The organism is Intrasporangium sp. (genome assembly GCF_035688975.1).
In the GTDB taxonomy this organism is placed as follows: Bacteria; Actinomycetota; Actinomycetes; order Actinomycetales; family Dermatophilaceae; genus CALMNV01.
The window spans coordinates 1-25,104 of record NZ_DASSMH010000129.1 but is presented as its reverse complement, the minus strand read 5'-3'; the positions used below and the strand labels follow the sequence as shown (position 1 = coordinate 25,104).

Annotated in this window: 25 protein-coding genes and 1 tRNA gene; 1 reads left to right on the top strand and 25 read right to left on the bottom strand. The window is 72.6% G+C overall.

The window, feature by feature from the left end:
* Window positions 1–92: 92 nt before the first annotated feature.
* The 22 genes from VFJ94_RS13680 to VFJ94_RS13575 form a co-directional block, all read right to left on the bottom strand.
* A complete protein-coding gene (locus tag VFJ94_RS13680; RefSeq protein WP_325004772.1) occupies window positions 93–905 on the bottom strand; it encodes a F0F1 ATP synthase subunit delta in 813 nt (270 codons plus the stop codon).
* A complete protein-coding gene (locus VFJ94_RS13675; protein ID WP_325004771.1) occupies window positions 905–1,492 on the bottom strand; it encodes a F0F1 ATP synthase subunit B in 588 nt (195 codons plus the stop codon). The genes VFJ94_RS13680 and VFJ94_RS13675 overlap by 1 nt, the downstream gene beginning before the upstream one ends.
* Before the next feature lie 65 nt (window positions 1,493–1,557).
* Window positions 1,558–1,770 carry an ATP synthase F0 subunit C gene (gene atpE, locus VFJ94_RS13670; protein ID WP_325004770.1) on the bottom strand — a complete coding sequence of 71 codons (213 nt, stop codon included), beginning with the start codon at window positions 1,768–1,770 and terminating at the stop codon, window positions 1,558–1,560.
* Between the two features lie 138 nt (window positions 1,771–1,908).
* On the bottom strand, window positions 1,909–2,751 hold the full coding sequence (atpB, locus tag VFJ94_RS13665) for a F0F1 ATP synthase subunit A (RefSeq protein WP_325004769.1): 843 nt from the start codon (window positions 2,749–2,751) through the stop codon (window positions 1,909–1,911).
* 169 nt (window positions 2,752–2,920) lie between these two features.
* A complete protein-coding gene (locus VFJ94_RS13660; RefSeq protein ID WP_325004768.1) occupies window positions 2,921–3,379 on the bottom strand; it encodes a hypothetical protein in 459 nt (152 codons plus the stop codon).
* An 87-nt stretch (window positions 3,380–3,466) separates the two neighbouring features.
* Entirely contained in the window at window positions 3,467–4,564 is a 1,098-nt protein-coding gene (locus tag VFJ94_RS13655) for an MraY family glycosyltransferase (protein WP_325004767.1), read from the bottom strand.
* 64 nt (window positions 4,565–4,628) lie between these two features.
* On the bottom strand, window positions 4,629–5,912 hold the full coding sequence (glyA, locus tag VFJ94_RS13650) for a serine hydroxymethyltransferase (RefSeq protein ID WP_325004766.1): 1,284 nt from the start codon (window positions 5,910–5,912) through the stop codon (window positions 4,629–4,631).
* A 48-nt stretch (window positions 5,913–5,960) separates the two neighbouring features.
* Complete coding sequence (locus tag VFJ94_RS13645) at window positions 5,961–6,647, bottom strand: L-threonylcarbamoyladenylate synthase (RefSeq protein WP_325004765.1); 687 nt, start codon at window positions 6,645–6,647, stop codon at window positions 5,961–5,963.
* Between the two features lie 49 nt (window positions 6,648–6,696).
* A complete protein-coding gene (gene prmC / locus VFJ94_RS13640; RefSeq protein ID WP_325004764.1) occupies window positions 6,697–7,596 on the bottom strand; it encodes a peptide chain release factor N(5)-glutamine methyltransferase in 900 nt (299 codons plus the stop codon).
* Complete coding sequence (gene prfA / locus VFJ94_RS13635; RefSeq protein WP_325004763.1) at window positions 7,593–8,678, bottom strand: peptide chain release factor 1; 1,086 nt, start codon at window positions 8,676–8,678, stop codon at window positions 7,593–7,595. The genes prmC and prfA overlap by 4 nt, the downstream gene beginning before the upstream one ends.
* A 115-nt stretch (window positions 8,679–8,793) precedes the next feature.
* Entirely contained in the window at window positions 8,794–9,009 is a 216-nt protein-coding gene (gene rpmE, locus VFJ94_RS13630; protein ID WP_325004762.1) for a 50S ribosomal protein L31, read from the bottom strand.
* Window positions 9,010–9,135: 126 nt separating this feature from the next.
* The gene (locus tag VFJ94_RS13625) at window positions 9,136–11,283 is read right to left on the bottom strand and encodes a sensor histidine kinase (protein WP_325004761.1); all 2,148 of its coding nucleotides are present in this window, start codon (window positions 11,281–11,283) and stop codon (window positions 9,136–9,138) included.
* The gene (locus tag VFJ94_RS13620; protein ID WP_325004760.1) at window positions 11,280–12,311 is read right to left on the bottom strand and encodes a glycosyltransferase family 2 protein; all 1,032 of its coding nucleotides are present in this window, start codon (window positions 12,309–12,311) and stop codon (window positions 11,280–11,282) included. The genes VFJ94_RS13625 and VFJ94_RS13620 overlap by 4 nt, the downstream gene beginning before the upstream one ends.
* A complete protein-coding gene (locus VFJ94_RS13615; RefSeq protein ID WP_325004759.1) occupies window positions 12,194–12,727 on the bottom strand; it encodes a glycosyltransferase in 534 nt (177 codons plus the stop codon). Before VFJ94_RS13615 ends, VFJ94_RS13620 begins: the two co-directional genes overlap by 118 nt.
* Window positions 12,724–13,773, bottom strand: coding sequence for a HEAT repeat domain-containing protein (locus VFJ94_RS13610; protein ID WP_325004758.1), 1,050 nt, complete (start codon window positions 13,771–13,773; stop codon window positions 12,724–12,726). Before VFJ94_RS13610 ends, VFJ94_RS13615 begins: the two co-directional genes overlap by 4 nt.
* Complete coding sequence (locus tag VFJ94_RS13605) at window positions 13,770–14,138, bottom strand: response regulator (protein ID WP_325004757.1); 369 nt, start codon at window positions 14,136–14,138, stop codon at window positions 13,770–13,772. Before VFJ94_RS13605 ends, VFJ94_RS13610 begins: the two co-directional genes overlap by 4 nt.
* Before the next feature lie 187 nt (window positions 14,139–14,325).
* On the bottom strand, window positions 14,326–16,491 hold the full coding sequence (gene rho, locus VFJ94_RS13600) for a transcription termination factor Rho (RefSeq protein ID WP_414654616.1): 2,166 nt from the start codon (window positions 16,489–16,491) through the stop codon (window positions 14,326–14,328).
* 434 nt (window positions 16,492–16,925) lie between these two features.
* Window positions 16,926–17,882 carry a homoserine kinase gene (gene thrB, locus VFJ94_RS13595; RefSeq protein ID WP_325004755.1) on the bottom strand — a complete coding sequence of 319 codons (957 nt, stop codon included), beginning with the start codon at window positions 17,880–17,882 and terminating at the stop codon, window positions 16,926–16,928.
* 5 nt (window positions 17,883–17,887) lie between these two features.
* Window positions 17,888–18,982, bottom strand: coding sequence for a threonine synthase (gene thrC, locus VFJ94_RS13590; RefSeq protein ID WP_325004779.1), 1,095 nt, complete (start codon window positions 18,980–18,982; stop codon window positions 17,888–17,890).
* Window positions 18,982–20,334, bottom strand: coding sequence for a homoserine dehydrogenase (locus VFJ94_RS13585; protein ID WP_414654615.1), 1,353 nt, complete (start codon window positions 20,332–20,334; stop codon window positions 18,982–18,984). The genes thrC and VFJ94_RS13585 overlap by 1 nt, the downstream gene beginning before the upstream one ends.
* 71 nt (window positions 20,335–20,405) lie before the next feature.
* Window positions 20,406–21,824, bottom strand: a complete 1,419-nt coding sequence (gene lysA, locus VFJ94_RS13580) for a diaminopimelate decarboxylase (protein ID WP_325004753.1) — start codon at window positions 21,822–21,824, stop codon at window positions 20,406–20,408.
* 2 nt (window positions 21,825–21,826) lie between these two features.
* Window positions 21,827–22,621, bottom strand: coding sequence for a DALR anticodon-binding domain-containing protein (locus tag VFJ94_RS13575; RefSeq protein ID WP_325004752.1), 795 nt, complete (start codon window positions 22,619–22,621; stop codon window positions 21,827–21,829).
* A 93-nt stretch (window positions 22,622–22,714) separates the two neighbouring features.
* On the opposite strand from VFJ94_RS13575, the gene VFJ94_RS13570 reads away from it, so the two are divergent.
* Window positions 22,715–22,786: transfer RNA gene (locus tag VFJ94_RS13570), tRNA-Arg, on the top strand.
* 166 nt (window positions 22,787–22,952) lie between these two features.
* Here the strand turns inward: VFJ94_RS13570 and VFJ94_RS13565 are convergent.
* From VFJ94_RS13565 to VFJ94_RS13555, 3 genes are all read right to left on the bottom strand, one after another.
* Window positions 22,953–23,963: a WxL protein peptidoglycan domain-containing protein gene (locus VFJ94_RS13565; protein WP_325004751.1), complete on the bottom strand. Its 1,011-nt coding sequence runs from the start codon at window positions 23,961–23,963 to the stop codon at window positions 22,953–22,955.
* A gap of 50 nt (window positions 23,964–24,013) precedes the next feature.
* Window positions 24,014–24,574 carry a hypothetical protein gene (locus tag VFJ94_RS13560; protein ID WP_325004750.1) on the bottom strand — a complete coding sequence of 187 codons (561 nt, stop codon included), beginning with the start codon at window positions 24,572–24,574 and terminating at the stop codon, window positions 24,014–24,016.
* A gap of 118 nt (window positions 24,575–24,692) precedes the next feature.
* Window positions 24,693–25,104: hypothetical protein (locus VFJ94_RS13555; RefSeq protein ID WP_325004749.1), on the bottom strand; the 412-nt coding region annotated here is incomplete at its 5' end.

Below are 25,104 nucleotides of genomic sequence, written 5' to 3'. Positions count from 1 at the left end.
CTCGGTCTCGGCCCGCACCCGCGGACCGTCAGTGTGGAACTCTCGGTGGAACTCTCGCTGGAACTCTCGGTGCACTTGCTGTTGAAGGCGGTTCAGGCGCCCAGGGACCGGCGGACACCGTCGAGCTTGCGCAGGACCGTCCCGTCGATGACCTCGTCGCCGATCTCCACCTTGACCCCGCCGATGACCCGGGGGTCGACGACGGTGTTGACGTGGACCTTGCCGCCGTAGATGCCGGCGAGGGCGGACGCAAGCCGCTCGCGCTCGCCGTCCGTGAGCGGGACGGCCGAGGTGACGGTGGCGGTCTGCTGCTCCCGGCGACGGGAGGCCGTGTCGAGGAAGACCTCGACCGTGCGCTCGAAGCGCCGGTCACGCGGGGCCAGCACCGCCCGGCGGGCGAGCACCATCGTCTCCGGCGCCACCTTGGCGGCCAGCAGGTCGTCGACGAGCCCGAGCCGCTTGTCGACGGGGACGCTCTCGTCCGTCAAGGCCGTCCGAAGCTGCGGGCTGGAGGCGACGATCCGCTCGAAGCGGAACAGCTCGTCCTCGATGCGGTCAGCACGGCCGGCGGTCTCGGCCGCGGCGACGACCGCCTCGACGGCATACGACTCGAGGGCGTCGGTCAGGTCGCGGTCGGAGGACCACCGCTGCGCGGCGGCCTGCTCCACGACGCTCACCGTCACCGCGCTCACCTTGCCCTCGAGGACGCGCCGGGCGAGCGCCGCCTTCTCCGCGCCCTCGCGGGAGGGGTCGGCGAGCGCCTTGCGCAGCAACCGGTTGGCGTCGAGCAGGCCCACCACGGCGAAGAGCTCCTCGGCGAGGCGCGCGCCGTCGGCCCCCGCGGCGAGGACGCCGGTGAACGCCTCGCGGCTGGCGGCCGCGGCTGCGCGAGAGGGTCCCTGCATCAGGCGTCCTCGCCTCGCGGCGCGCCGACCTTCTCGCGCACGACGTCGCCGCTCTCGAGCTCGGCGAGGAAGCGGTCGACGATGCCCTTCTGACGGGTCTCCTCGTGGAGCGACTCCCCGACGATGCGACTCGCGAGGTCGACCGAGATGCGGCCCACCTCAGCACGCAGGGAGACGAGCGCCTGCTGCCGCTCCGCCTCGATCTGCTTGTGCGCCGTCTCGGTGATGCGCGTCGCCTCGGCCGCTGCCTGGCTGCGCAGCTCGGCCATGATGGTGGCGCCCTGGGCCTTGGCGTCCTCGCGGATCCTGGACGCCTCGGCGCGCGCCTCGCTCAGCTGGGCCTGGTACTGCTCCAGGGCGGCCTGGGCCTGTGCCTGCGCCTCCTCGGCCTTGTGGATCCCGCCCTCGATGGCGGCGGCTCGGGCGGCGTAGAGCTCCTCGAGGCGCGGCACCACCTTGGTCCTGTACAGCCAGTAGAGGATGCCGAACGCCACGATGCCGGCGATGAGCTCCGCCGGGTGCGGCAGGAGCGGCAGCGCCTCGGGCCAACCGGGGCCTTCGGCGGCGACTACGGATGCGAGAGCCACGTCGCTTTCCTATCTGTTGAGCCGGTGCTGGGGTGTGCGGTGCATCGGTGACGGCCGAGTGGTGCTCAGCTGGCCCGGAAGACGAACGCGAAGACGAGACCGAGGATGGCAAGGGCCTCGGTCAGGGCCATGCCGGTGAAGGCGATGGTCTGCAGCATGCCTCGGGCCTCGGGCTGCCGCGCGACGCCGTTGATGTACGCGGCGAAGATCAGGCCGATACCGATACCGGGGCCGATGGCGGCGAGACCATAACCGAGGAAGGCGATGTTGCCGGTCATTACGTTTCCTTTCGGGGTGGCATCGGGAAGGAGCTCCCGATGTCGTGATGGGTGGTGCGCTTCAGGTCGTACAGGGGTTCAGGTCGTACAGGGGTTCAGGTCGTACGGGGTCGAGTGCGGGCTGGCCCGCACCGAGGGTCAGTGGGACTCGGAGACCGCGTCCGCGAGGTAGAGGGCGGTGAGGATGGTGAAGATGAACGCCTGGAGGAACTCGACGAGCAGCTCGAAGAACGTCATGAGGATCGAGAACGCGAACGACATGACACCGGAGAAGGCGAGGAGCACGTTGCCCCCGTGCAGGAGGAGGTACTCGCCGCCGAGGATGAAGACCAGGAGCATGAGGTGTCCGGCGAGCATGTTGCCGAAGAGTCGCAGCGCGAGGGTGAGCGGCCGGATGAAGAAGTAGGTGGCGACCTCGAGCACGAACATGATCGGCACGAGCCACCCGGGCAGCCCCGCAGGGACGAGGGACTTGAAGTAGCTCACGACGCCGTGCTTCTTGCGGATGGCCACGACGTGGTAGGTGACGTAGACGACCAGCGTCAGCACGATCGGGAACGCCACGCGGCTCATCGTCGGGAACTGCACGAAGGGCACGATGCCGAAGACGTTGTTGAGCAGGATCATCGTGAAGACGGTGAAGAGCAGCGGCAGGAAGGGCCGGAACTCGCGCTCGCCGATGACGTCGCGTCCGATGGAGTTGCGCACGAAGCCGTAGGCGCCCTCGACGAGGAACTGGCGCTTGGTCGGGACGAGGGACAGGCGGCCGGCTGCGGTCACGAAGAACCAGCCGAGCAGGGCGACCGACAGGAGCAGGACGACCGACGGGCGCGTGATGGCCCAGTTGTTGTCGCCGCCGATGAGTGGCCAGTAGAAGTCCGACGTGCCGGGAGCCTGGAACCCCCCGTCCTCGGCGGCCGGCACACCGGCAGCCGATGCCACGGCGGGGTGGAAGTGCGCGGACAACACGTTGCGGCTCACAGCCTCTCCTCGAATGCGCTATCGGTGGACCTGCGGCTGGTGTCGGTCGGGCCGGAGCTCTCGGCCGAGGCCGGGCGGACCGGGCCGGGCCACGCGGCGCAAGTCTGGACGTACGCTACCGGACTTCGCGATGCCCTTGCGCGCCCACGTCCCGGGCATCGGCGGGGGCTCATGGCGCCGCCTCGGGGCCGCCCGGGGTGCCGTCGTAGACGGGGACCCGCGCGTGTCGCCAGGCCCGTATCTGGGCCGCCTGCCAGACCAGCACCGTGACGAGCATGGCGATGCCGGCCGAGCGGCTGTCGAACCCGTCGATGCCGCGGGCGACGAGCAGCACGAGGAACAGGGCGATGATCTGGGCGAGGTAGACGGTCATGCCGACGGCCATGAAGAGCATGGGGTTGCCGGTGTCGACGACGATGCGGCTCACGGCCACGAGCCCGGACGTGAAGAAGGCCAGGGCGATCGCGACCCCGGCCAGCCCGGCCAGCCCGGCCCCGACCCCGCCCGTCACGGCGAGGACGACGGCGCTGAGCACCCCGGCCACGGCTGCGGGCGGCAGGGCGCCGCGCAGGATCACCGAGAAGGCGACGTGCGGACGCCCGCGGTCTGCGGCCTTGCTCCTGGTCACGTCGCTCCGGTCTGCTACGGGGATCGGGGGTCTACCAGTGGTTTCGCCGCGTTTTCACAGCGTGTCCTCGGGACCTTGTGAAAGGTATCACAAGCGCTTGGCCGGGCTCCACCTGGGCAGGCCGACCGTGAGGACGGCGCCGACCGCCGCGGCGCCGAGGACCGCCACGAGCGGCGTCCAGCCGTCCCAGATGACGAAGGAGACCGAGCCCATCGCCACGATGGCAGCCCACAGGTAGAGGATGAGCACCGCCCGCCGGTGGCCGTGCCCGATGGCGAGCATCCGGTGGTGCAGGTGCTGGGCGTCCGGGTGCCACGGGCGCTGCCCGGCCCGGGTGCGCCGGACCACGGCGAGCACCATGTCGAGGAGCGGCAGCAGCACCACGGCGAGCGGCACGAGGATCGGCAGGAAGGCGGCCGTCGCCTGGTTGGCCGAGACCTGGCTCGAGTCCACGTGCCCGGTCAGGGTGATCGTCGCCGCGGACAGGAGCAGGCCGAGGGTGAGGGCGCCGGAGTCGCCCATGAAGAGACGGGCGGGATGGAAGTTGTGCGGCAGGAAGCCGGCGCAGCAGCCGAGCAGCGCGGCCGAGATGAAGGTCGCGGTCGAGAAGACGTTGGCGGGCACGAACGAGCGGGACACGATGTAGGAGTAGGTGAAGAAGGCGAGCGCGGCGATGCCGACGACGCCGGCGGCCAGGCCGTCGAGACCGTCGATGAAGTTGACCGCGTTGGTGGACACGATGACGATCACGACCGTGACGGCCACGAGGACCGGCGTCGGCAGGACGGTCACACCGAAGACCGGCAGGGACAGCAGCTGGACGCCCGTGTAGGACATGAGGCCCGCGGCGAGGATCTGGCCCGCGAGCTTGGTGAGCCAGTCCAGCTCGCGGATGTCGTCGAACGCGCCGAGGAGGCACACGATGCCGCCGGCCGCGAGGACCCCGAGGATCTGCCGGTCGGAGAAGAGGGTGCCGAGGTAGGGCAGTGACCGCGCCACGAGCGCGGCGGCCACGAAGCCGAGGTAGATGCCCACTCCCCCGAGCCGCGGGATGGGCGTCGTGTGCACGTCGCGCTCCCGGACGGCGGTGAACGCGCCGGTCGCGACGGCGAGGCTGCGCACGAACGGCGTCACGAGGTAGGTGACCCCAGCGGCGACGATGAGGATCAGGACGTACTCGTGCACGGGTCCACCTTGTCACGCGGACCCGGGAGGGGCACCGTGCCCGGGGCCCCTCCCGGCGTGCGCGTCACCCGCGAGGGTATGCCGGGAAGCGCGTCACCAGGTCGGTGACCTCCGCGCGGACCTCCTTGCTCACGGGGTGGTCGGGGTCGGCGTCGCCCTCGGTGACCGCCCGGTGGATGAGCGCGGCGATGTGCTTCATCTCCTCGATGCCCATGCCCTGCGTCGTCACGGACGGCGTGCCGACGCGGATGCCCGAGGCGATGTTGGGCTTCTGCGGGTCGAAGGGGATGGCGTTCTTGTTGAGGACGATGCCGGCGGCGTCGGCGCGAGCCTCGGCGTCCTTGCCGGTGACGCCGACGCCCTGCAGGTCGAGCAGCGACAGGTGCGTGTCCGTGCCGCCCGTCGTCGGACGGAGGCCGAGCTCGAGGAGGCTGGCGGCCAGCTGCTTGGAGTTGGCGATGACGTCCGCGGCATACCGCGCGTACTCCGGGGTCGCGGCCTCCTTGAAGTTGACGGCCTTGGCCGCGATGGTGTGCATCTGCGGGCCGCCCTGCATCATCGGGAAGACCGCCTTGTCGAGGGCCGCGGCATGCTCGGCCGTGCACACGAGGGCGCCGGAGCGCGGACCGCGGAGCACCTTGTGCGTCGTGAAGGTCACGACGTCGGCATACGGGACCGGCGAGGGGATCGCCTTGCCCGCCACGAGGCCGATGAAGTGCGCCGCGTCCACCCAGAAGACCGCCCCCACTTCGTCGGCGAGGTTGCGGAAGAACTCGAAGTCGATGAGCCGCGGGATCGCCGACCCCCCGGCGCAGATGAGCTTGGGCCGGTGCTCGCGGGCGAGCTCGGCGACCTGCGCGTAGTCGATGTCCTCGGTCTGCCTGTCGACGCCGTAGCCGACGGCGTTGAACCACTTGCCGGAGAAGGAGACCTTGCTGCCGTGCGTGAGGTGCCCGCCCATCGGCAGCGACATGGCGAGGAAGGTGTCGCCGGGCTTGAGGAAGGCGCCGTAGACGGCCTGGTTGGCACTGGCCCCCGAGTGGGGCTGCACGTTGGCGTGCTCGGCGCCGAAGAGCTCCTTGGCCCGCTCGATGGCGATCGTCTCGGCCTTGTCGACCTCGGCGCACCCGCCGTAGTAGCGCCGGCCCGGATACCCCTCGGCGTACTTGTTCGACAACGTGGAGCCGAGCGCGGTGAGGACGGCCGGGGAGGAGATGTTCTCGCTCGCGATGAGCTGCAGGCCGCCACGGATGCGGTCCAGCTCCGACAGCAGGACGCCCGCGATGTCGGGGTCGAAGGTCTGCAGGGCGCCGAAGTCGGAGCCGTAGAACGTCTGGTCAGCTGACATGGGGAACTCCCGGGTCGTCGGCGGGGCGAAGCGGCTGTGCGACCAACTCTAGAGCGCCGGCTGCTGTCCCGACTCGGGGCTCTCCGGTGGCGAGACGGGAGGCTCGGGTGCCAGGGCGGCGTCGATGTCGGCCTGCGGCAGGGCGCCCTGCCGCAGAGTCACCGGGGCCGGTCCGGTGCAGTCGACGATGGTCGAGGGCTCATGGGATCGCATCTCGCCGGCGTCGAGGTAGACGGCCACGGCCTCGCCGAGCATGGCCTCGGCCTCTGCCACGGTGCGCGCCGCCGGCTCACCGGTGGTGTTCGCGCTCGTCACCGCCATCGGCCCGATCTCGCCGAGCAGCTCGAGGGCGACGTCGTCGGCAGGGACGCGCAGCGCGACGGTGCCGTTGGTCTCCCCGAGGTCCCAGTGCAGCGACGTCTGCGCCTCGAGGACGAGGGTGAGCGGGCCCGGCCAGAAGCGTTCCATCAGCGTCGTGGCGTAGTCGGGAATGTGCGTCGCGAGACCGTGGGCGGTCCGGGCCGTCGGGATGAGCACGGGTGGCGGCATGTCGCGACCGCGGCCCTTCGTCACGAGCACCGACGCCACCGCGTCGGCGTCGAAGGCGTCGCAGCCGATGCCGTAGACGGTGTCGGTGGGCAGCACGACGAGCTCGCCGGCGCGCACGGCTGCGGCGGCGGCCTCGACGGCCGCCGCGCGGGTGGCCGGGTCGGAGCAGTCATGAACCTCGCTCATGGCCCCGAGGGTAGTCGTGCGTCCCGCAACGCACGCGGCAGCCGGGGCGTCAGCGCCGTCGAGCAGCCGCCACCCGCGGACGGCCGGCGAGGTCCGCGTGGTCGGCCACGTCGGTCCAGGGGCCTGCCGCGGCGAGGGCCCGCGGCAGCGAGTCACCCTGCGCCTCGGCGTGCTCCATCAGCACGAGACCACCGGGGCGCAGCAGCTCCGCCGCGACCGTGGCGACCGCGAGCGGGATGGCGAGCCCGTCCTCGCTGCCGCCGTAGAGGGCCAGCTCGGGGTCGTGGTCGCGCACCTCGGGATCGAGGGGGACGGCCCCCACGGGAATGTACGGCGGGTTGACCGTCACGACGTCCACGGTCCCCCGCCAGTCGTGGAAGCACGGCCGGGTCGCGTCCCCCTGGACGAGCTCGACGTCGAGCCCCAGCACGTCGCGGTTGCGCGTGCCCCAGGCGAGCGCCTCGGGCGACAGCTCGATCCCACGCACCCGCACCGCCGGCCGCTCCTCCTTGACGGCGAGCGGGATCGCACCCGAGCCGCTGCACAGGTCCACGAGCCGTATGCCGTCCCGGGCGCCGCACCCGCCGCCGGCCCCCCGAGGACGGTCACCGCGCTCCAGGCGGTCGACCTCCTCGAGCGCCAGGCCGACGAGGACCTCCGTCTCGGGTCGCGGCACGAACACGCCCGGCCCGACGGAAAGGGTGAGCCGGCGGAAGTGGGCCTGCCCGGTGAGGTGCTGCAGCGGCACCCGCCGGGCCCTGTCGTGGACGAGGGCGGCATACGACTCCGGCACCGCCCGGCCTCCGAGGACGAGGAGTCGGCGCACCTCCGCGGGCTCGACGCGCAGCACGTGGGCGGCAAGGGCCACCGCGTCGGCGGAGGCCGACTCGATCCCCGCGCCCACGAGCACGGCCGTCGCCTCCCGCACGGCCCGGCGCAGGTCGGTCACGTCGACGCGCCGGCAAGCTCGGCGAGCTTCGCCGCCTCGTCGGCGTCGAGCGCCGACTGCACGACCGGGTCGAGGTCGCCGTCGAGGACCGCGTCGAGGTTGTAGGCCTTGTAGCCGGTGCGGTGGTCGGAGATCCGGTTCTCCGGGAAGTTGTAGGTGCGGATCCGCTCGGACCGGTCGACGGTGCGGACCTGGGACCGGCGGGCCGCCGACGCCTCGGCGACGGCCTCGTCCTGGGCGAGCTGGTGCAGCCGCGCCCGCAGGACCCGCAGCGCCGCCTCCTTGTTCTGCAGCTGTGACTTCTCGTTCTGGCACGAGACGACCAGGCCGGTCGGGAGGTGGGTGATGCGCACGGCGGAGTCGGTCGTGTTGACGCTCTGGCCACCCGGCCCCGACGAGCGGTAGACGTCGATCCGCAGGTCGCTCGGCTGCAGGTCCACCTCGGCGGGGTCCTCCACCTCGGGCATGACGAGCACGCCCGCCGCGGAGGTGTGGATGCGGCCCTGGGATTCGGTCACGGGCACCCGCTGCACCCGGTGCACGCCCCCCTCGTACTTGAGGCGCGCCCACGGGCCCTCCCCCGGCCCGGGCGCCCCCTTGGCGCGGATCGAGACCCGCACGTCCTTGTAGCCGCCCAGGTCGGACTCGGTCGTGTCCTCGACGACGGCCTGCCAGCCGCGGCGCTCGGCGTACCGCAGGTACATCCGCAGCAGGTCCCCGGCGAAGAGGGCGGACTCGTCGCCACCCTCCCCGGCCTTGACCTCGAGGATCACGGCCCGGTCGTCGTCGGGGTCGCGGGGGATGAGCAGGCGCCGTAGGGCTGCTTCGGCGGCCTGCGCCGTGGCCTCGAGCGCGGGCACCTCGTCGGCGATCTCCGCGTCCTCGGCCGCGAGCTCGCGGGCCGCTGCGAGGTCGTCCCGGGCCGCCTCCCAGGCACGGGCGGCGGCGACCGTCGGCGCGAGCGCGGCATACCTCTTGTTGAGGCCGCGCACGACCTCCTGGTCGGAGTGGACGGCCGGATCGGAGAGTCGTCGCTCGAGGGCCGCGTACTCCTCGAGGATGGACCGCACGGATGTCAGCACGGCTGCGGCTCACCTCCTTGTCGGGTTGGAGCGCTTGTCGGATCGAGCGACGACGGGGTGGGAAGGCGAACGCCGGCCCCGGCGACTCGTGTCGCTGGGACCGGCGTGCGGAGAGCTACTTGGCGGCCTTCTTGCCGTAGCGGGCCTCGAAGCGGGCGACCCGGCCGCCGGTGTCGAGGATCTTCTGCTTGCCCGTGTAGAACGGGTGGCACTGCGAGCAGACGTCGGCGGAGATGGCGCCGGACTTCGCGGTGCTGCGCGTGGTGAACGTGTTGCCACAGGTGCAGGCCACCGTGGTCTCCACGTAGTCGGGGTGCAGGTCCTTCTTCATGGGCTCTCCTTGAGGTGGGCGGCCGGGTCGGGAATCTGCTCGCCGTGAACCGGTCCAAGGGCCAAGTGTGCCAGAGCGGCGCACCGTCTCCCAAAACCACCGCCAGGGCTGGTGTATTCCGCCCGGTCAGGCGCTCGCGCCGCGACCACGGCGCTGCTCCGGCGCGGTGACGGCCCTTCCCCCGGCGATCGCCCCCACCGGGTGCAACTCGCCCCTGGTGCCGCTGCGCGGCAGCAGTACCCGCATCGTCGTGCCGCTGCCCTCCACCGACGAGACGCGCAGCGTGCCACCGTGGCCCTCCACGATGCTGCGCACGATCGTCAGGCCGAGGCCGGTCCCGGGAATGGCCGCGGAGTGCGCGTTGCCGGCGCGGAAGAAGCGCTCGGAGAGTCGGGCGAGATCGGCACTCGGAATGCCGATGCCCGTGTCGCTCACCGAGATCTCGACATGCCCGTCGATCGGCCGCGCGGCGAAGGTCGCCGTGCCGCCCCGGGGCGTGAACTTCACGGCGTTGGAGCCGAGGTTGATCAGGACGCGTTCGAGCTGGCCGCGGTCGACGTGGATGGAGAGGTCCTCGGCGATGTCGGCGCACACGACCGACACGTCGCCGGCGGCGGCCATGGGGCGGATCGTCTCGACGACCTGCCCCACGAGGTCGGTCACCGCGACGTCCTGAAGAGAGCGGGAGAGGCCCGACGACTCGATCTTGTTGAGCACGAGCAGGTCCTCGATGAGGCCGCCCAGGCGCGAGGCGTTGCGCCCGATGACCCCGAGAGCCGTCCGCTGCCCCGGGCTGACGTCCCCGAAGTCGCCGTCCTCCAGCAGCTCGACGTAGCCCTTGATGGACGTCAGCGGGGTCCGCAGCTCGTGGCTGACGGTGCCGATGAAGTCGGTCTTGTGCCGGTCCAGCTCCATCAGGCGGCGGACCTGCTCCTCCTGCAGCTCGGCCAGGCGCAGCTGGGCGATGGTCTCCGCGGCGATGTTCGCGAACTGCTGCGCGGCCTGGACCTCCGCTGGACGCCATGCCCGGGGCCGCTCGACCATGAGCACCGCCAGCACGCCGAGCCCGCGCCCACCGGAGCCGACCGGCAGGAGCAGCGCCGCCCACGCGGCCGTGGCCCGGTGGAAGGCGATGGCGCGCGGGTTGCTCGCCATCGGCTGCGCGCGCAGGTCCTCGATGGCGAGGTAGCCCTGGCCGCGCAGCGCCCGGTTCATGGCCCGGACCTGCCGGGCGAGGGAGCGCGGCAGCGGCGACAGGGGAGGGAGCGCCTCGCGATGCCACTCGGCCCGGTCCTCGACCGACGACGAGCCCTTCGCGAGCGAGTAGAACAGGACCCGGTCGGCCCCGAGGCCGATGCCCAGTCTCGCGCAGACGAGCTCGAGCGCGCTGCCGACGTCGTCGGAGGCTCCGATGGCGGCCGCCACGTCGAGCACCATCTGGTGCAGCCGCAGCGCCTCGGCCTGCTGGTCGTGGAGCCGGCTGTTGGCCCGGGTGAGGTCGTTGAACTCGCGGGCGAGAGCACGCAGCTCCAGCGGCCCGTCCGCGGGGTCGGCCATGGCCATGACGTCGCCGGCGCCCTGCCGTTGGACGACCGCTCGAAGCCGCTCGAGCGGACGACCCAGCGAGTGGATCACGCTCGTCGCCCCCCCGATGACGAGGATCGCGGACGCCACCATGACGCCGACGGCGATCCCGTTGCGCACACCGTCGGCGTGCGTCGCCTGGTCGGCCAAGCCGTTGCGCGTCGAGCGCAGCTGCACCTGCAGGCGGCCGTTCGCGGCGATGAAGTCGGCGAAGGCGCGGCGGGCGATGGTCCGTGCCGTCGTCTGGACATCGGAGCGGCCGGAACCCGCCGCGGCGGCGTCGACCGCGGCGAACCACCGCGACGCCGCCCTCCTCGCGGTCGACTCGAGGGCCTCCAGGGCGGCCCGGTCCACGGCGGACAGGGTCGGCCGCCGGAGGAAGACGTGGAGCCGGTCGAGCTGCTCCAACGCTGCCGCTCGGTGGGCGGCGTGCGGTCCCTCCGCCGCCGAGCCGGCGACCTGGTCCTCCCACTCGCGGTCCACGTGCGCCATCGTCAGCAGCGCGGTGCTGTTGGCCTCGAGGGCGGGGACGAGCGCCGTGGACAGCGCCGCCTCGACCTGCGCCTGCTCCCGTCCGACCTGCAGCGTGGCGCCCGCCGCCACGGCGAGCAGGAGGAGGACCAAGGTGGCGAGCACCTTGATCCGCCGGATGACGGACCCCTCGGCCCACATCCTCCTGCGCCCGCTCACGCCGCCTCCTCGTCGAAGCCGGTGCGCGTCATGACGCCCCAGACCTGGGCCCGTCCGCGCAGGCTCGCCCACCAGCCCTCGAGGCGCCACCACACGGTGAGCTGGCGGTAGCCGAGGTTCTCGAGGACCGAGGCCGCGATGGTGATCCCGATCGCGCGCCACCGCTCGTGCTTGTGGAAGGCCCACTCGTCGACGAGCATGGCGGCGAGGGTCACGAGCACGGCATACGCGTAGGCGAGGAGGAGCAGCAGACCGGCATACGTGCCGTCGACGAGCTGGAGGGCGAGGGCCAGCGGCACGAGGACGAGCCCGAAGAGCTCGAGCAGCGGCGCGCACAGCTCGAAGACCCAGTAGTAGGGCAGGGCCAGCCAGCCAACCCGTCCGTAGCGCCGCCGGAAGAGCATCCCGCGGTAGGCCCAGAGCGTCTCCCACAGTCCCCGATGCCACCGCCGGCGCTGGTTGCGCAGCACGCGCAACGTCGAGGGCACCTCGGTCCACGACACGGGCTCCGGCACGAACTGCACCCGATAGTCCCGCCCGGCGTCACTCAGGTGCTTGTGGATGCGCAGCACGAGCTCGAAGTCCTCGCCGATGCTGTGCGTGTCGAGCCCCCCCACCTCGACGACGACGTCGCGCCGGAACAGGCCGAACGCGCCGCTGATGAGGATGAGGGAGTTGAGGCGCGACCAGCCGGTGCGGCCGAGCAGGAAGGCCCGCAGGTACTCGACGACCTGGATGCGCGGAAGCCACGTGCGCGCCATCTCCACCCGGACGATGCGACCCGAGACGACCTTGCTGCCGTTGACCGGGCGGATGGCCCCGCCGGTCGCCACCATCCGCGTGGGGTCGTCGGCGAAGGGTCGGGTGACGTGCAGCAGGGCATCGGGCTCGAGAATGGAGTCTCCGTCGATCATCGCGACGAGCTGCTCGCTCGCGGCGTTGATGCCCACGTTGACCGCGTCGGAGCGGCCCGAGTTCTCCTTGCGGACCACGACGAGCGGGGTGCGTCCGTCGCGCGGGACGTGCACGCCGAGGACCCTTCCCCGGTGGGGATGTCGGTGGGCAGCTGCCGGGGCACCTGCACGAGGTCGAACGCCTGCTCCAGCCGCTCGAAGGTGCGGTCGACGCTGCCGTCGTCGACGACCACGACCTCGTGGCGCGGATAGCGCAGGGACAGCAGCGAGACGACGGCGGTGACGATCCCCGCCTCCTCGTTGTAGGCCGGCACGAGGAGGGACACACCGGGAGCGAGCGACCCGCCCTCCCACGCGACCGCGGCGGCCCGTCGCCGCTGCTGCGCGCGGAACTCCACGTAGGCCACGGTGATGAGCACCACGAGGGAGGTGTTGACGAGGACGAAGTAGGCCATGACGGGTGCCGACGACACGTGCATGACCGCGGCGAGACCGCCGCGCGCGTCCACGATCAGGTCCTCCCAGCTCACACCAGGACCCCGTGCTGCAGCATGGCGACGAGTCGGGCCGTCTCGATGGCGGGGCCGGAATGCCCCTCCAGCGCCGTGCGCCCCCAGGGCCCCAGCTCCAGCAGGGCGGCGGCCGCGTGCTCGGCGAGCCGCGGGTCCCGGTCCACGAGGAGCGCCTCGAGCGCCGGCACGGCGGCAGGGTCGCCGAGATCGCGCAGCGCGAGCGCGCACATCCGACGCAGGGACAGCGGCTCGGATGGCGCGAGGTGGCGCGCGAGGACCCCGACGTCCTCGGCCCGACCGGCGCGGCCCAGCGCGACGGCGCAGGCCTCGCGGACCACGAGGTCCGGGTCGGAGGCGAGGAGCGCGCGCATGGGGGGCACGGAGCGCACGAAGCTGCCCCAGCCGCTCACGTGGGCGGCCACGGTGCGGACGCGGGGATCGGCGTTGGACAGCCCGTCGACCAGCGCGTCGGCGATGCCCATGCCCATGGCCTGGAGGGCGTCCGCGGCGGTGCTGGCGGGCACGCCCCCGTCCGAGCCGAGGGCGGCCAGGAGCGGGCCCGCGGCTGTGGGGTCCCCGATGAGACCGAGTGCGTATGCCGCTGAGGTCCGGACCTCACCCGCGGGGTCGTGGAGCGCCTCGACGAGCGAGGGCACGGCTTCGTCGCTGCGGGCGAGCCCGAGCAGCTGCGCGGCGTGGGCGCGGCGGATGGGAGAGCGCGCCCCCAGGTCGCGCTCTGCTGCAGCCACCGCCCCGTGCGCCTCGAGCACGTCGACGAGCGACTCGGCGGGCAGGCCGCGGATCTTCGTGAGCATCGCGACGATGCTCCGGTCGAGGGCGGGGCGGGCCGCACCCGTCACGGCCGCGAGAGCCGACCGCCCTTGCCCCGAGTCGTCCTCGTCGGCGGCGACCTCGATGAGGATCGGACGCAGGTCGGCGAGCAGGGCGGCGTCCCGGCGGCCCAGCAACGTCCGGCGCGCCTTGACCACGACGACCGCCACCACCAGCGACACGCACGCCGCGAGCACAGCGGCCGTGAGCGCCAGCAGCGGCCCGCCGGTCACCGCGACCGGGCCAGCATGCCGTTGACCCGGTGGAGCAGCTCACGCGCGCTGAACGGCTTGATGACGTAGTCGTCGGCGCCCACCGCGAACCCGGTGTCGACGTCGGTGTCCCGGGACTTGGCGCTGAGCAGCAGGACGGGCACGGAGGCGTGCGCGCTGTCGCGAATGCGGCGCAGGACGTCGAGGCCCGAGAGCCCGGGCATCATGACGTCGAGGACCGCCAGCTGGGGCGGGTTGCGCTCGAACGCCTCCCAGGCGCTCGCGCCGTCGGCGAACGCCTCAATGGCGTAGCCGGCCTGGCCGAGCTTGAACGCGACGAGGTCGCGGATGTCCGCGTCGTCCTCGGCGACGAGGACGCGAGTCACGGCGGGGCTGCTCACGGCATACCGCGCCCACATAAAAGGTGCACGACACCAAAATACCGGACGAAACGTCGGCCTTAGCACACCCGGGCCAGCGATGAGACGGCACCCGCCACCTCCGCCGGGTGAAGCGCGAGGGCGATGCCGTCCGGCACCGCCCTCGCCGCTCACCCCGTGGTCGGGCCCGCGGTCACTCCTCGCCCAACCGGATCGAGCTGGTCTGCTGCACCTGGGTGAGGAACTCGAAGTTGGACCGCGTCTTCTTGAGCCGGTCGATGAGCAGCTCCACGGCCTGCTGCGGGTCGAGGGCGGCCAGCACCCGACGCAGCTTCCACATGATCTTCAGCTCCTCGGCCGCGAGCAGGATCTCCTCGCGGCGCGTCCCGGAGCTGTTGATGTCGACCGCAGGGAAGATCCGCCGGTTCGCGAGGTCGCGAGAGAGACGCAGCTCCATGTTGCCGGTGCCCTTGAACTCCTCGAAGATCACCTCGTCCATCTTGGAGCCGGTCTCCACGAGGGCGGTCGCGAGGATGGTGAGGGAGCCACCGTTCTCGATGTTGCGCGCGGCGCCGAAGAACTTCTTCGGCGGGTAGAGCGCCGCCGAGTCGACCCCGCCGGAGAGGATGCGCCCCGACGCGGGAGCGGCGAGGTTGTAGGCCCGGCCGAGCTTGGTGATCGAGTCGAGCAGCACGACGACGTCGTGTCCGAGCTCGACGAGTCGCTTGGCGCGCTCGATCGACAGCTCGGCCACGGTCGTGTGGTCCTCTGCCGGCCGGTCGAAGGTCGATGAGATGACCTCGCCCTTGACGGCCCGCTCCATGTCGGTGACCTCCTCGGGACGCTCGTCGACGAGGACGACCATGAGGTGGCACTCCGGGTTGTTCGTGGTGATGGCGTTGGCGAGCGCCTGCATCACCATCGTCTTGCCGGCCTTCGCCGGGGCGACGATGAGCCCCCGCTGCCCCTTGCCGATGGGCGCCACGAGGTCGATCATCCGGGTCGTGAGGACGTGCGACTCCGTCTCGAGCCGCAGTCGCTGCTGCGGGTAGAGCGGGGTCAGCTTCTGGAACTCGACGCGCCTGCCGGCCTCCTCCGGGGTGCCGCCGTTGACGGTGTCGAGGCGCACGAGCGCGTTGTACTTCTGGCGCCCGACGTTGCCCTGCGGCGCCTCACCGTCGCGCAGCGCCCGGACCGCCCCCGTGACGGCGTCGCCCTTGCGCAGGCCGTTCTTCTTCACCATCCCCAGCGGCACGTAGACGTCGTTGGGGCCGGGGAGGTAGCCGGAGGTGCGCACGAACGCGTAGTTGTCGAGGACGTCGAGGATGCCGGCGACGGGCACGAGCACGTCGTCCTCGGCCACGAGCACGTCAGGCTCGCCCCAGTCCTGCCCCTCACGACCACGGCCACGCTTGCGGTCCCTACTGCGCTGGCGGTTGCGCCCACGGCGACCGCCGCGGTCGTCGTCGTCGTAGCGGCCCGGCTGGCGGTTCTGCACGGCCTGGGCCTGCGCACCCTGCTGCAGTCCCCCGTGGTCCTGCTCGCCCTGGCGGTCGCTGCGGCCCTGCCGGTCAGCCTGCTCGTGCCGGTCAGCCTGCTCCTGCCGGACGCCGCCGGCACCCTCGGCCCGGTCGGCACGGTCGGCACGGTCGGCACGGTCGGCACCCTCGGCACGGTCGAACTGGCGCTGGCGGTCACCGTATTCGCGCCGCTGCTCTCGATCTGGGCCGCCCTCGTACCGCTCGCCACCCTGCTCGCGGTCGCCGCGGTCGTCCCGCTGGTCGGGTCGCTCGGGCCTGCGCTGGCTCGGGTCACGCGCATCGATGCGGTCGCCGCCCCGGTCGAGGTGGCGGGTGCGACGACGACGGCTCTCACCCGCGTCAGCCTCCCGCGCCTGCTGGCGGTCCCGCAGCTCCGCGTCGACCGCCTCGGTAGCACTCGTCGGAGGGCGGACCCCGCGATAGTCGGTGTCCGGCTCGGGCCGCGCCTCGGGCCGCTGCTCGGGGCGGCTCTCGGGACCGCCTCCGGGGCGGGTCTCGGGGCGCCCCCGGCCGCCACGGCCGACAGGGCCGTCACCGCCAGGCTCGCGGGACCCTGGGCTCACCGGCTCATCCGATGCTGCGGCGCCGGGCACCGTCGCTGCGACGTCTCCATAAGGGGCCGGTGCCGCAGTTGCCTCGGCGGCCTCTGCCGCCGGCAGTCCGCGGCGTGCTGCACGCGAGGATCGCCCGACCGACGGGGCGGGCAGCTCCCCCGCCTGCCGCGCGCGAATCGCCTCGACGAGGTCGCTCTTGCGCATCTTCGCGGTGCCCGTGATGCCCATGGACGACGCGACGCCCTTGAGCTCGTCCAGCTTCATGGCCGACAGGCCGGACACCGGACGGGTCGTGGTCTCTGACACGAAGGATCCTTCCCCCTCGTTGCGGCCCGGGATACCTCCGCGGGGCCGGGCTTGGGCCAGGCGTCTCTGGCCGACATGGATTCCACGCGGCACGCACTGTGCCGAGAGACGAGCGAGGTCGACTCTGCGTGGGGATGAACACCAGCCTGCACTGCCGCGGCCGTGGTGCTGACCCAATGTAACACTCCGGTGGGCTCATCCGGGCAGGTGGCCCGCCCATCCCCCGGTCTAGTGCCCCGTCGAGTGGCCACTTCCGCACGGGCCCCGACTGCACCGACTGCACCGAACTGGCCACTCGACCCAAGCCGCCCCGTCGAGTGGCCACTTCCGCACGACCCCCGACTGCACCCACTTCACCGAACTGGCCACGCGACTTGGGGGGGCCGCGGTCGTCAGGCGACGGTCACGACCACGCCCCGCTGCGGGATCCCGGGCATCAGCCGGCGCCACCGTCCGGCGGGCCCCCCGGCCTGCACGGCATCGGCCACGGCGCGCCGCGTCAGGACGAGCACGCTCGGCCCGGCGCCGGAGATCACCGCGGCATGCCCGTCGGCGCGCAGCGCGTCGACGAGTCCCATGGAGTCCGGGTATGCCGTGCGCCGAGCGTCCTGGTGCAGCCAGTCGCGCGTGGCCGGGTGCAGGTGGCGCGGCTCGGTGGTGAGCGCATGCACGAGCAGGGCGGCCCGCCCGGCGTTGGCCGCCGCGGCCGCGAGCGGGACCGACTCGGGCAGCACCGCTCGCGCGGTGCGGGTCGGGAGCTGCTCCTGCGGGACGAACACGACGACGTCGACGTCGGGATGCAGGGCAGGGCTGGCCGTGACCGTCCGGTCGCCCGCGTCGCGACCGGAGTCGTCCGGGATGAGGCTGACCGTCAGGCCGCCGTGGACGCTTGCCGAGGCGTTGTCCGGGTGCCCCTCGAGGCGGCTCGACACGTCGCCGGCCAGCTCGAGGTCGATCGCCACCTCCGAGCCTCGCCCAGGAAGGCAACGGGCCGAAAGTGCTTGCGCCGCAACGACGCCCGCGACGATGGCCGCGGCAGACGACCCGAGTCCGCGCCCGTGGGGGATGCCGTTGCGAGCCTCGAGCGCCAACCCGGCGGGCGGCTTCGCGCCGAGCAGGTCCCACGTGTGCCACATCGTCGCCAGCACGAGGTGGGACTCGTCGGTCGGCACGTCCGCCGCGTCCTCACCGGTCACCTCGACTCTCAGCCCGGGCTCGGCGACGGTCGTGAAGAGATACTCGTCCCACAGCCCGAGCGCCAGCCCGAGGGAGTCGAAACCCGGACCGAGGTTGGCGCTGCTCGCCGGCACCCGGACGGCGACGGACCGGCCGGCAGGAACGCTCGTCACCCGGGTCAGTCCTCGAGCCCGAGGGCACGGGCGGCGGAGACGGCGTCGACCGGGACGCGGGTCGGCACCACCTCGGAACCGTCGGCCGTCCGCAGCGCCCACTGTGGGTCCTTCAAGCCGTGCCCGGTCACGGTGCACACGATCCGCGCCCCGCTGGGCACGAGGCCGGCCGCCGCGCAGGCGAGCAGCCCGGCGACCGAGGCCGCCGACCCGGGCTCGACGAAGACGCCCTCCTCGGCCGACAGGTAGCGGTGCGCCTCGAGGATCTGCTCGTCCGTCACGGCGTCGATGCGCCCACCGGACTCGTCCCGGGCGACGATCGCCTGCGCCCACGAGGCGGGGTTGCCGATGCGGATGGCGGTGGCGATGGTCTCGGGGTGGTCGACCGGGTGGCCGAGGACGATCGGCGCCGCCCCGACGGCCTGGAAGCCCCACATCGCAGGCAGCCGGGTGGCCGGTCCCGGAGTGGGGCTCACCTCGGGATCGGCGCAGTACTCGCGGTAGCCCCGCCAGTAGGCCGTGATGTTGCCCGCGTTGCCGACCGGCAGGCAGTGGATGTCCGGCGCGTCCCCGAGCGCGTCGACGACCTCGAACGCCGCCGTCTTCTGCCCCTCGATCCGAGCCGGGTTGACCGAGTTGACCAGCTCGACCGGATACGCCTCGGCGAGCTTGCGGGCCAAGGTGAGGCAGTCGTCGAAGTTGCCGTCGACCTGCAGCAGGGTGGCACCGTGGGCGATGGCCTGGCTGAGCTTGCCCATGGCGATCTTGCCCTCGGGCACGAGCACGCCGCACGCCATTCCCGCCTTCGTCGCGTATGCCGCCGCGGACGCGCTCGTGTTGCCCGTCGAGGCGCAGATGACCGCCCGGGCGCCCGTGCCGGCCGCCACGGAGATCGCCGTCGTCATGCCGCGGTCCTTGAACGACCCGGTGGGGTTCAGCCCCTCGTACTTGAGATGGACCTCGGCACCGACGCGGGCCGACAGCTTCTCGGCGTGGATGAGAGGGGTGCCGCCCTCGTGCAGGGTGACGACCGGCGCGCCCTCCAGCATCGGCAGCCGATCGGCATACTCGCGGATGACACCGCGCCACTGGTGCGCCATCACGACCCTTCCACGCGCATGACCGAGTTGACACCGCGGACGACGTCGAGGGTGCGCAGCACCTCGACCGTGGCGCTGAGGGCGGCGTCCGTCGCGGTGTGGGTGACGATGATGAGGATCGCCCCGCCGCCACCGCCGTCCTCGGTGGCGGGCACGAGCTGCTGGCGCACCGTCTCGATCGACACGTCGTTGTCGGCGAAGGCCGCCGCGACCTTGGCGAGCACGCCGGACCGGTCCTCGATCTCGAGGCTGATGTGGTAGCGCGTCAGCGCTTGGCCGACGTCGAGGACGGGCAGGTCGGCATAGCTCGACTCGCCGGGCCCGAGCCCGCCGGCCACCCGGTGCCGCGCCACGGCGACGAGGTCGCCGAGGACCGCGGAGGCCGTGGGGTCGCCGCCGGCGCCCTTGCCGTAGAACATCAGCTCGCCGGCCGCGACGGCCTCGACGAAGACGGCGTTGAACGCCTCGCGGACCCCGGCCAGCGGGTGGGTGCGGGGGATCATCGCGGGGTGCACGCGCACGGACACGCCCTTGTCGGTGCGTTCACAGATGGCGAGCAGCTTGACGACGCTGTCCATCTCGCGCGCGGCCGCGACGTCGGCCGCCGTCACCTCGGTGATGCCCTCCCGGTAGACGTCGGTGCTCGCCACGCGGGTGTGGAAGGCAAGGGAGGCGAGGATCGCGGCCTTGGCGGCGGCGTCGAAGCCCTCGACGTCGGCCGTCGGGTCGGCCTCGGCGTAGCCGAGGGCCTGTGCCTGCTCGACCGCGTCGGAGAAGCCGGCTCCCGTGGTGTCCATCTTGTCGAGGACGTAGTTCGTCGTGCCGTTGACGATGCCGAGCACCCGGCGCACGTCGTCGCCCGCGAGCGACTCCCGGAGCGGACGCAGGAGCGGGATGGCGCCCGCGACGGCCGCCTCGTAGTAGAGGTCGACGCCGTGCTCCGCGGCCGCGGCATACAGGGTGGGCCCGTCCTCGGCGAGGAGCGCCTTGTTGGCGGTGACGACGGAGGCGCCGTGCGCCATCGCCCGCAGCAGGAGCGAGCGGGCCGGCTCGATGCCGCCGATGACCTCGACGACGACGTCGGCCCGCGTGACGAGGTCCTCCGCGTCGGTCGTGAAGAGGCTCGCGTCGACGCCGGTCTCGGAGCGGTCCCGCCCGGCCCGGCGCACCGCGACGCCGACGATCTCGAGAGGCCGCCCGACCCGGGCCGCGAGGTCCTCGGCGTGCTCGGTGAGCAGGCGCGCGACGGCGCTGCCGACGACGCCGCACCCGAGCAGGGCGACCCGCAAGGACTGCTTGCTTGCACTTGCCACGTGGGAATCCTGCCGTTCGTCCGCCTGGTGGACGGGCATTGTTTCGCGATCCGGACAGCGGCGGCGGAGGATCTCCACCCCCCCGAGGGGTCGCCGGGCCCCTCCCGGCGTCAGACGTCCAGGGCGAGGATGTCCTCGATCGTCTCACGGCGCACGACGACCCTCGCCTCCCCGCCCCGCACGGCCACGACGGGGGGCCGGGGCGTGTGGTTGTACTGGCTGGACAGGGACCGGCAGTAGGCGCCGGTCCCCGGCACCGCCAGCAGGTCCCCGGGTCGCACGTCCCCCGGCAGGAACTCGTCCTTGACGACGATGTCGCCGCTCTCGCAGTGCTTGCCCACGACGCGGGCGAGCACCGGCTCGGCGTCCGAGCGGCGGCCCGCGAGCGTGCACGAGTAGTCCGCGTCGTAGAGAGCCGTGCGCACGTTGTCGCTCATCCCGCCGTCCACGGACACGTAGAGGCGCGAGGCGCCGCCGTCGAGGTCGACCGGCTTGACCGTCCCCACCTCGTAGAGCGTGAAGGTGCTCGGCCCCGCGATGGCCCGCCCGGGCTCGATCGAGATCCTCGGGACCGCGACGCCGTCGGCACGACACTCCAGCTCGACGATGCGCGCCATGCCCTCGGCGAGGCGCTTCGGCGAGAGCGGGTCGTGCTGGGTGGTGTAGGCGATGCCGAAGCCGCCGCCCAGGTCGAGCTCGGGCAGCTCGTGGCCGAGCTCCCGGGCGATCTGCAGATGCAGGCCGAGGATCCGCCGGGTCGACACCTCGAAGCCGGAGGTGTCGAAGATCTGCGAGCCGATGTGGCTGTGCAGGCCGAGCAGCCGGAGGGTGTCCGGGCGGGCGAGGACGCGCTTCGCGGCCTCGAGGGCGTGGCCGCCGGCGAGGGACAGGCCGAACTTCTGGTCCTCGTGCGCGGTGGCGATGAACTCGTGGGTGTGCGCCTCGACCCCCACGGTGACCCGGATGAGCACCGGGGCGACGACGCCGAGCTCGGCCGCGACCTCCGAGACCCGCTCGATCTCCTGGAGCGAGTCGACGATGATCCGCCCGACGCCGTAGTCGAGCGCGGCCCGGATCTCGGCCACGCTCTTGTTGTTGCCGTGCACGCCGATCCGCTCGCCCGGCACTCCCGCGCGGACGGCCACCGCGAGCTCGCCGCCGGAGGCGACGTCGAGGAAGAGGTCCTCTTCCCTGACCCACCGGGCGACCTCCGTGCACAGGAACGCCTTGCCGGCGTAGTAGACGTCGACCCCGCCGGCGATGCCCGAGAAGACCTCGGCATACGTCTGCTTGAACTCCCTTGCGCGAGAGCGGAAGTCGTCCTCGTCGATGACGTATGCCGGTGTGCCGAACTCGCGCGCGAGCTCCAGCGCGCTCAGCCCCCCGACGGTGAGCGCGCCGTCGGCACCTCGCTCGACCGACCGGGCCCACAGCGACGGGACGAGGGCGTTGACGTCGGCCGGCGGTCGCAGCCAGGAGGGCCCACCGTAGCCCTCGGCGTGCAGGGCTCCCGCTTCGTGTGCGCGCATCCTCACATCCTCTCCGGGGCACTCGCGCCGAGCCGGGCGAGTCCATTGCGCAAGACGATCCGAGCGGCGGTCGCGAGAGCCACCCGCGCGCCGTGGACCGCCAGCACCGGCTCCCCGAGCCGGGCGGGCCGCAGCGGGTGGGTCCACCCGTCGGCACGCGCCGCCAGGTCGGCGACAGCTCGGAGCAGCTCCTGGTCGTCGCACGCATGGCGCGCCAGGCGCTCGGGCTGGTCCGCGAGGGCCACGAGGAGCCGTCGCTCGGACTCGAGTGCGAGCTCCTCCACCCGCTCGCCGCCCCGCAGGAGCACCCCCGCGGCGGCGGCGTTGCGAAGGAGGCGGCAGAGTCGCGCATGCGACAGCTGCACCCGCCGCACGGGGTCACCGGGCGGCCGGGACCCGGCCGGCTCGTCGGGCACCCGGACGTAGCCCAGGCCGCCGGCGGCATACCTGTCCGGCGCGGCGAGGATCGCCGGGACGATGCTCGACCGCGCGGCGTCGCTGAGGGTGAGGGCCAGCAGCCCGTCCCCCACCACCGCGACCGCGTCGACGTCGGGCCTGCCGCAGAGCCGCTCGGCGAGGACGGTGGCGACGCCGCGCGGTGAGAGGCGCAGCGACGGCGCCCACCGGATCGCGACGGGCGAGACCCAGTCGGCGTCCGCACCGGTCGGACGCACCTCGGCGGGCCGGAGCGGCACGCCCCCGGGAGGGCCACCGCGGGCCTCGGGGGGCAGCTCCCCCGCGCCCACCGCCGCGGCCACCGAGTCGGCGATCGCCGACCGCAGCTGCTCCGGCGTCATGGGCGCGAGTCTACGAGCCGCCGGGGAGGGCGCATTCCTCGATCCCGGCGCGGTGCTGCTAGTCTCGCGGGGCGCACGAAAGTGCGGGTGGCCGCCCCCGTAGCTCAGGGGATAGAGCACCGCCCTCCGGAGGCGGGAGCGCAGGTTCGAATCCTGCCGGGGGCACCCTTGGTATGCCGCGACCGCCCGGGCCCCGCAAGGGGTTCCGGGCTGTGCCGCGTCACTGGTCGGCGCCTGCGCCACCGTGCGCGCTCCCGGACACCGTGCTCCCGTCATCGCGCGCCTGACCACCTCACGCGCGCACGGTGGCCTCGCGTTGGGAGGCGGCGGCTCACGAGCGGCGTCGCCGTGCCCGGCGTCGCACGAGGAGCAGCGCCAGCACGAGCAGGACGCCCGCAGCTGCAAGGTAGGGCCCCACGGATCCCCCACCCTGCAGGATCTCCGGTAGCCGTCCGACCGCGGCTCCGCCGGAGGTGTTCGACACCGGTGCCGCCACGGTGAAACGCAGGCCGGTCGCCTTCGCCGTGACCTTCGTTGGCGCGTCGGTCAGGGTGAGGTCGGCGGTGTACTGGCCTGGCGCCAGCTTCCCGCCGAGCGTCGCCTCCACGGACGTGGTGTCGTGGGCGTAGAACGACCCCATGGTGATGGGGGCCTGCGAGACCGTGCGACCCGTGTCGTCGTGGATGACGAGCGTGCCGGCCGGCTTGAGGTTCATGTTGCCGGCGTTCGTGACCTTCACGCGCACGACCGAGTGCTCAGCCGCCACTGTGTGCCCGGCGCCGCCCAGCCGCAGGGCCGGCCGCGCGGCCCCCGGCACGCGGATGGAGACCGCGACGGCCTGACGGATCACCTGGTCGAGGGCGACGGCGCCCGATCCCTTCACGGGCTGGTCGTTCTCCAGGACGAGGCTCGTGAGGTACTGCCCGGGCGCCGTGCCCCGAGGGACCGCGACCGTGAACGAACGCAGCTGCGCTCTCCCGGGAGGCAGCTGCACCACCTCGTTGGCGTAGCGCAGCCAGGTCGTCGTGCCGGTGGGCCGGCTGTTGCGGTCCCTCGCCCCGAAGCCTCCGTTGATGATGGTGTAGGCGTCCGCGGCATAGGTGCGCGCGGCGAGGGGAACGGCCGCGTTGTTGCCCAGCTCGACCTTGAGCGGTTTGGTCTCGCCCGGCCGCAGGACGAGGTCGAAGTAGGCGCCGGCCTGGCCCGCGGGCTTGAGGCTGAGCTTGACGGGCTGGGCGGCGGGCGTCGTCGAGGCGGCCGTCGAAGGACCGGCCGACAGACCCAGGAGGCAACCGATGGTCAGCAGGACCGCCGAGGCCCGTCCCGTGAGTGATCCGAGCATGGTGGTGGGTGCTTTCTCTGAGGCGGCCAAGGGCGCCCGGGCGCGCGTCGTCACGGTCCCGCGGCGATCGTCGTGGTGATCGTGGCGGTATAGGTCCCCGCCCGCGCGCGCGGGGGAATGCTCAGTTCGAGCGTGATGCCCTGTCGGTAGGTGCCGCACCCGTAGCCCGGCTCGGCGGAGAGCACCGTGCGTGGCGAGTCGAGCGAGCCCACCGGGGACGTGTGGGGCACGCGTGGGCCTCCGACGGGGTCGACGGGCATGCCGGCAACGACCACGGGCTCTTCGACGGACACGATCGCCAGCTTCGCCGCAGCGATGTCCGCCCCATGGTTGGGCCCGGTGTAGGTCAGGTCCGAGGCCTGCTCCGACACGTGCCAGCCGGCGCCGGAGCCGACACCCGACCCCGGCGGCGTGCACACGCTGGTGCTGTCGGCAGCGGTGAGCACGAGCCTGCCCGACGTGGTCTGTGCCCGGTGAGAGTACGGGGTCGCGGGCAGCACAAGGTCGGCCACGGTGGCGGTGAGAGAGGCCCCGGCAGGCCCTGCCGTGACCACCGCGAAGGTGGAGACCAGCAGCACGGCCGACACGGCACGAACGTGGCGCAAGGACACGGGCTCGGCTCCTCGGAGTCAGTCGGCGTCAATCGGCAGAAACAGAGCAGGGCCGGACAACTCGCTCCGGCCCTGCTCCAGTGTGGCACGCGGTGTGACTAGCCGCTCATGGCAAGGCTCACGGAGCGCTGGTGATCGTGGTCGTCAGCGTCCCGGTGTAGGTGCCGACGCGGCTGTCGGCGGGCACCTCGAGGTTGAGGTTGACCGGGAGGGTGTACGTGCCGAGACCGTAGTTCACGCCCGCCCGGAAGACCGTCCGCGCCGTCTCGAGGGTGCCGGTCACGCCGCTGGTCTTGTTCGCGCTCTGCGGACCCGTGGGCGACAAATCCGTGCCGGTGTTGTCGACGGTCTGTCCCGCGGTGGCCGTCACGGCGCCGACGGAGGTGATGGCCAGGTTGGCGGCCGGGATGTCGGTGCCGGTGTAGCTGCCGGTGTAGATCAAGTTGCTCACCTGCTCGGTGACGTTCCAGCCCGCTCCGGTGCCGGTGCTGTCGTCGGCGGTGATCGTCATCGTCCCGGTGCTGTTCTGC

What these genes read in the sequence shown, in the direction of transcription:
- VFJ94_RS13575 (WP_325004752.1), bottom strand. Translation starts at nt 22,621, where the DNA reads ATGACGCCGGAGCAGCTGCGGTCGGCGATCGCCGACTCGGTGGCCGCG.
- VFJ94_RS13585 (WP_414654615.1), bottom strand. Translation starts at nt 20,334, where the DNA reads ATGCCCGTCCACCAGGCGGACGAACGGCAGGATTCCCACGTGGCAAGT.
- glyA (WP_325004766.1), bottom strand. Translation starts at nt 5,912, where the DNA reads ATGTCAGCTGACCAGACGTTCTACGGCTCCGACTTCGGCGCCCTGCAG.
- lysA (WP_325004753.1), bottom strand. Translation starts at nt 21,824, where the DNA reads ATGCGCGCACACGAAGCGGGAGCCCTGCACGCCGAGGGCTACGGTGGG.
- VFJ94_RS13565 (WP_325004751.1), bottom strand. Translation starts at nt 23,963, where the DNA reads ATGCTCGGATCACTCACGGGACGGGCCTCGGCGGTCCTGCTGACCATC.
- atpE (WP_325004770.1), bottom strand. Translation starts at nt 1,770, where the DNA reads ATGACCGGCAACATCGCCTTCCTCGGTTATGGTCTCGCCGCCATCGGC.
- VFJ94_RS13645 (WP_325004765.1), bottom strand. Translation starts at nt 6,647, where the DNA reads ATGAGCGAGGTTCATGACTGCTCCGACCCGGCCACCCGCGCGGCGGCC.
- rpmE (WP_325004762.1), bottom strand. Translation starts at nt 9,009, where the DNA reads ATGAAGAAGGACCTGCACCCCGACTACGTGGAGACCACGGTGGCCTGC.
- thrC (WP_325004779.1), bottom strand. Translation starts at nt 18,982, where the DNA reads ATGGCGCACCAGTGGCGCGGTGTCATCCGCGAGTATGCCGATCGGCTG.
- rho (WP_414654616.1), bottom strand. Translation starts at nt 16,491, where the DNA reads ATGAAGCTGGACGAGCTCAAGGGCGTCGCGTCGTCCATGGGCATCACG.
- VFJ94_RS13680 (WP_325004772.1), bottom strand. Translation starts at nt 905, where the DNA reads ATGCAGGGACCCTCTCGCGCAGCCGCGGCCGCCAGCCGCGAGGCGTTC.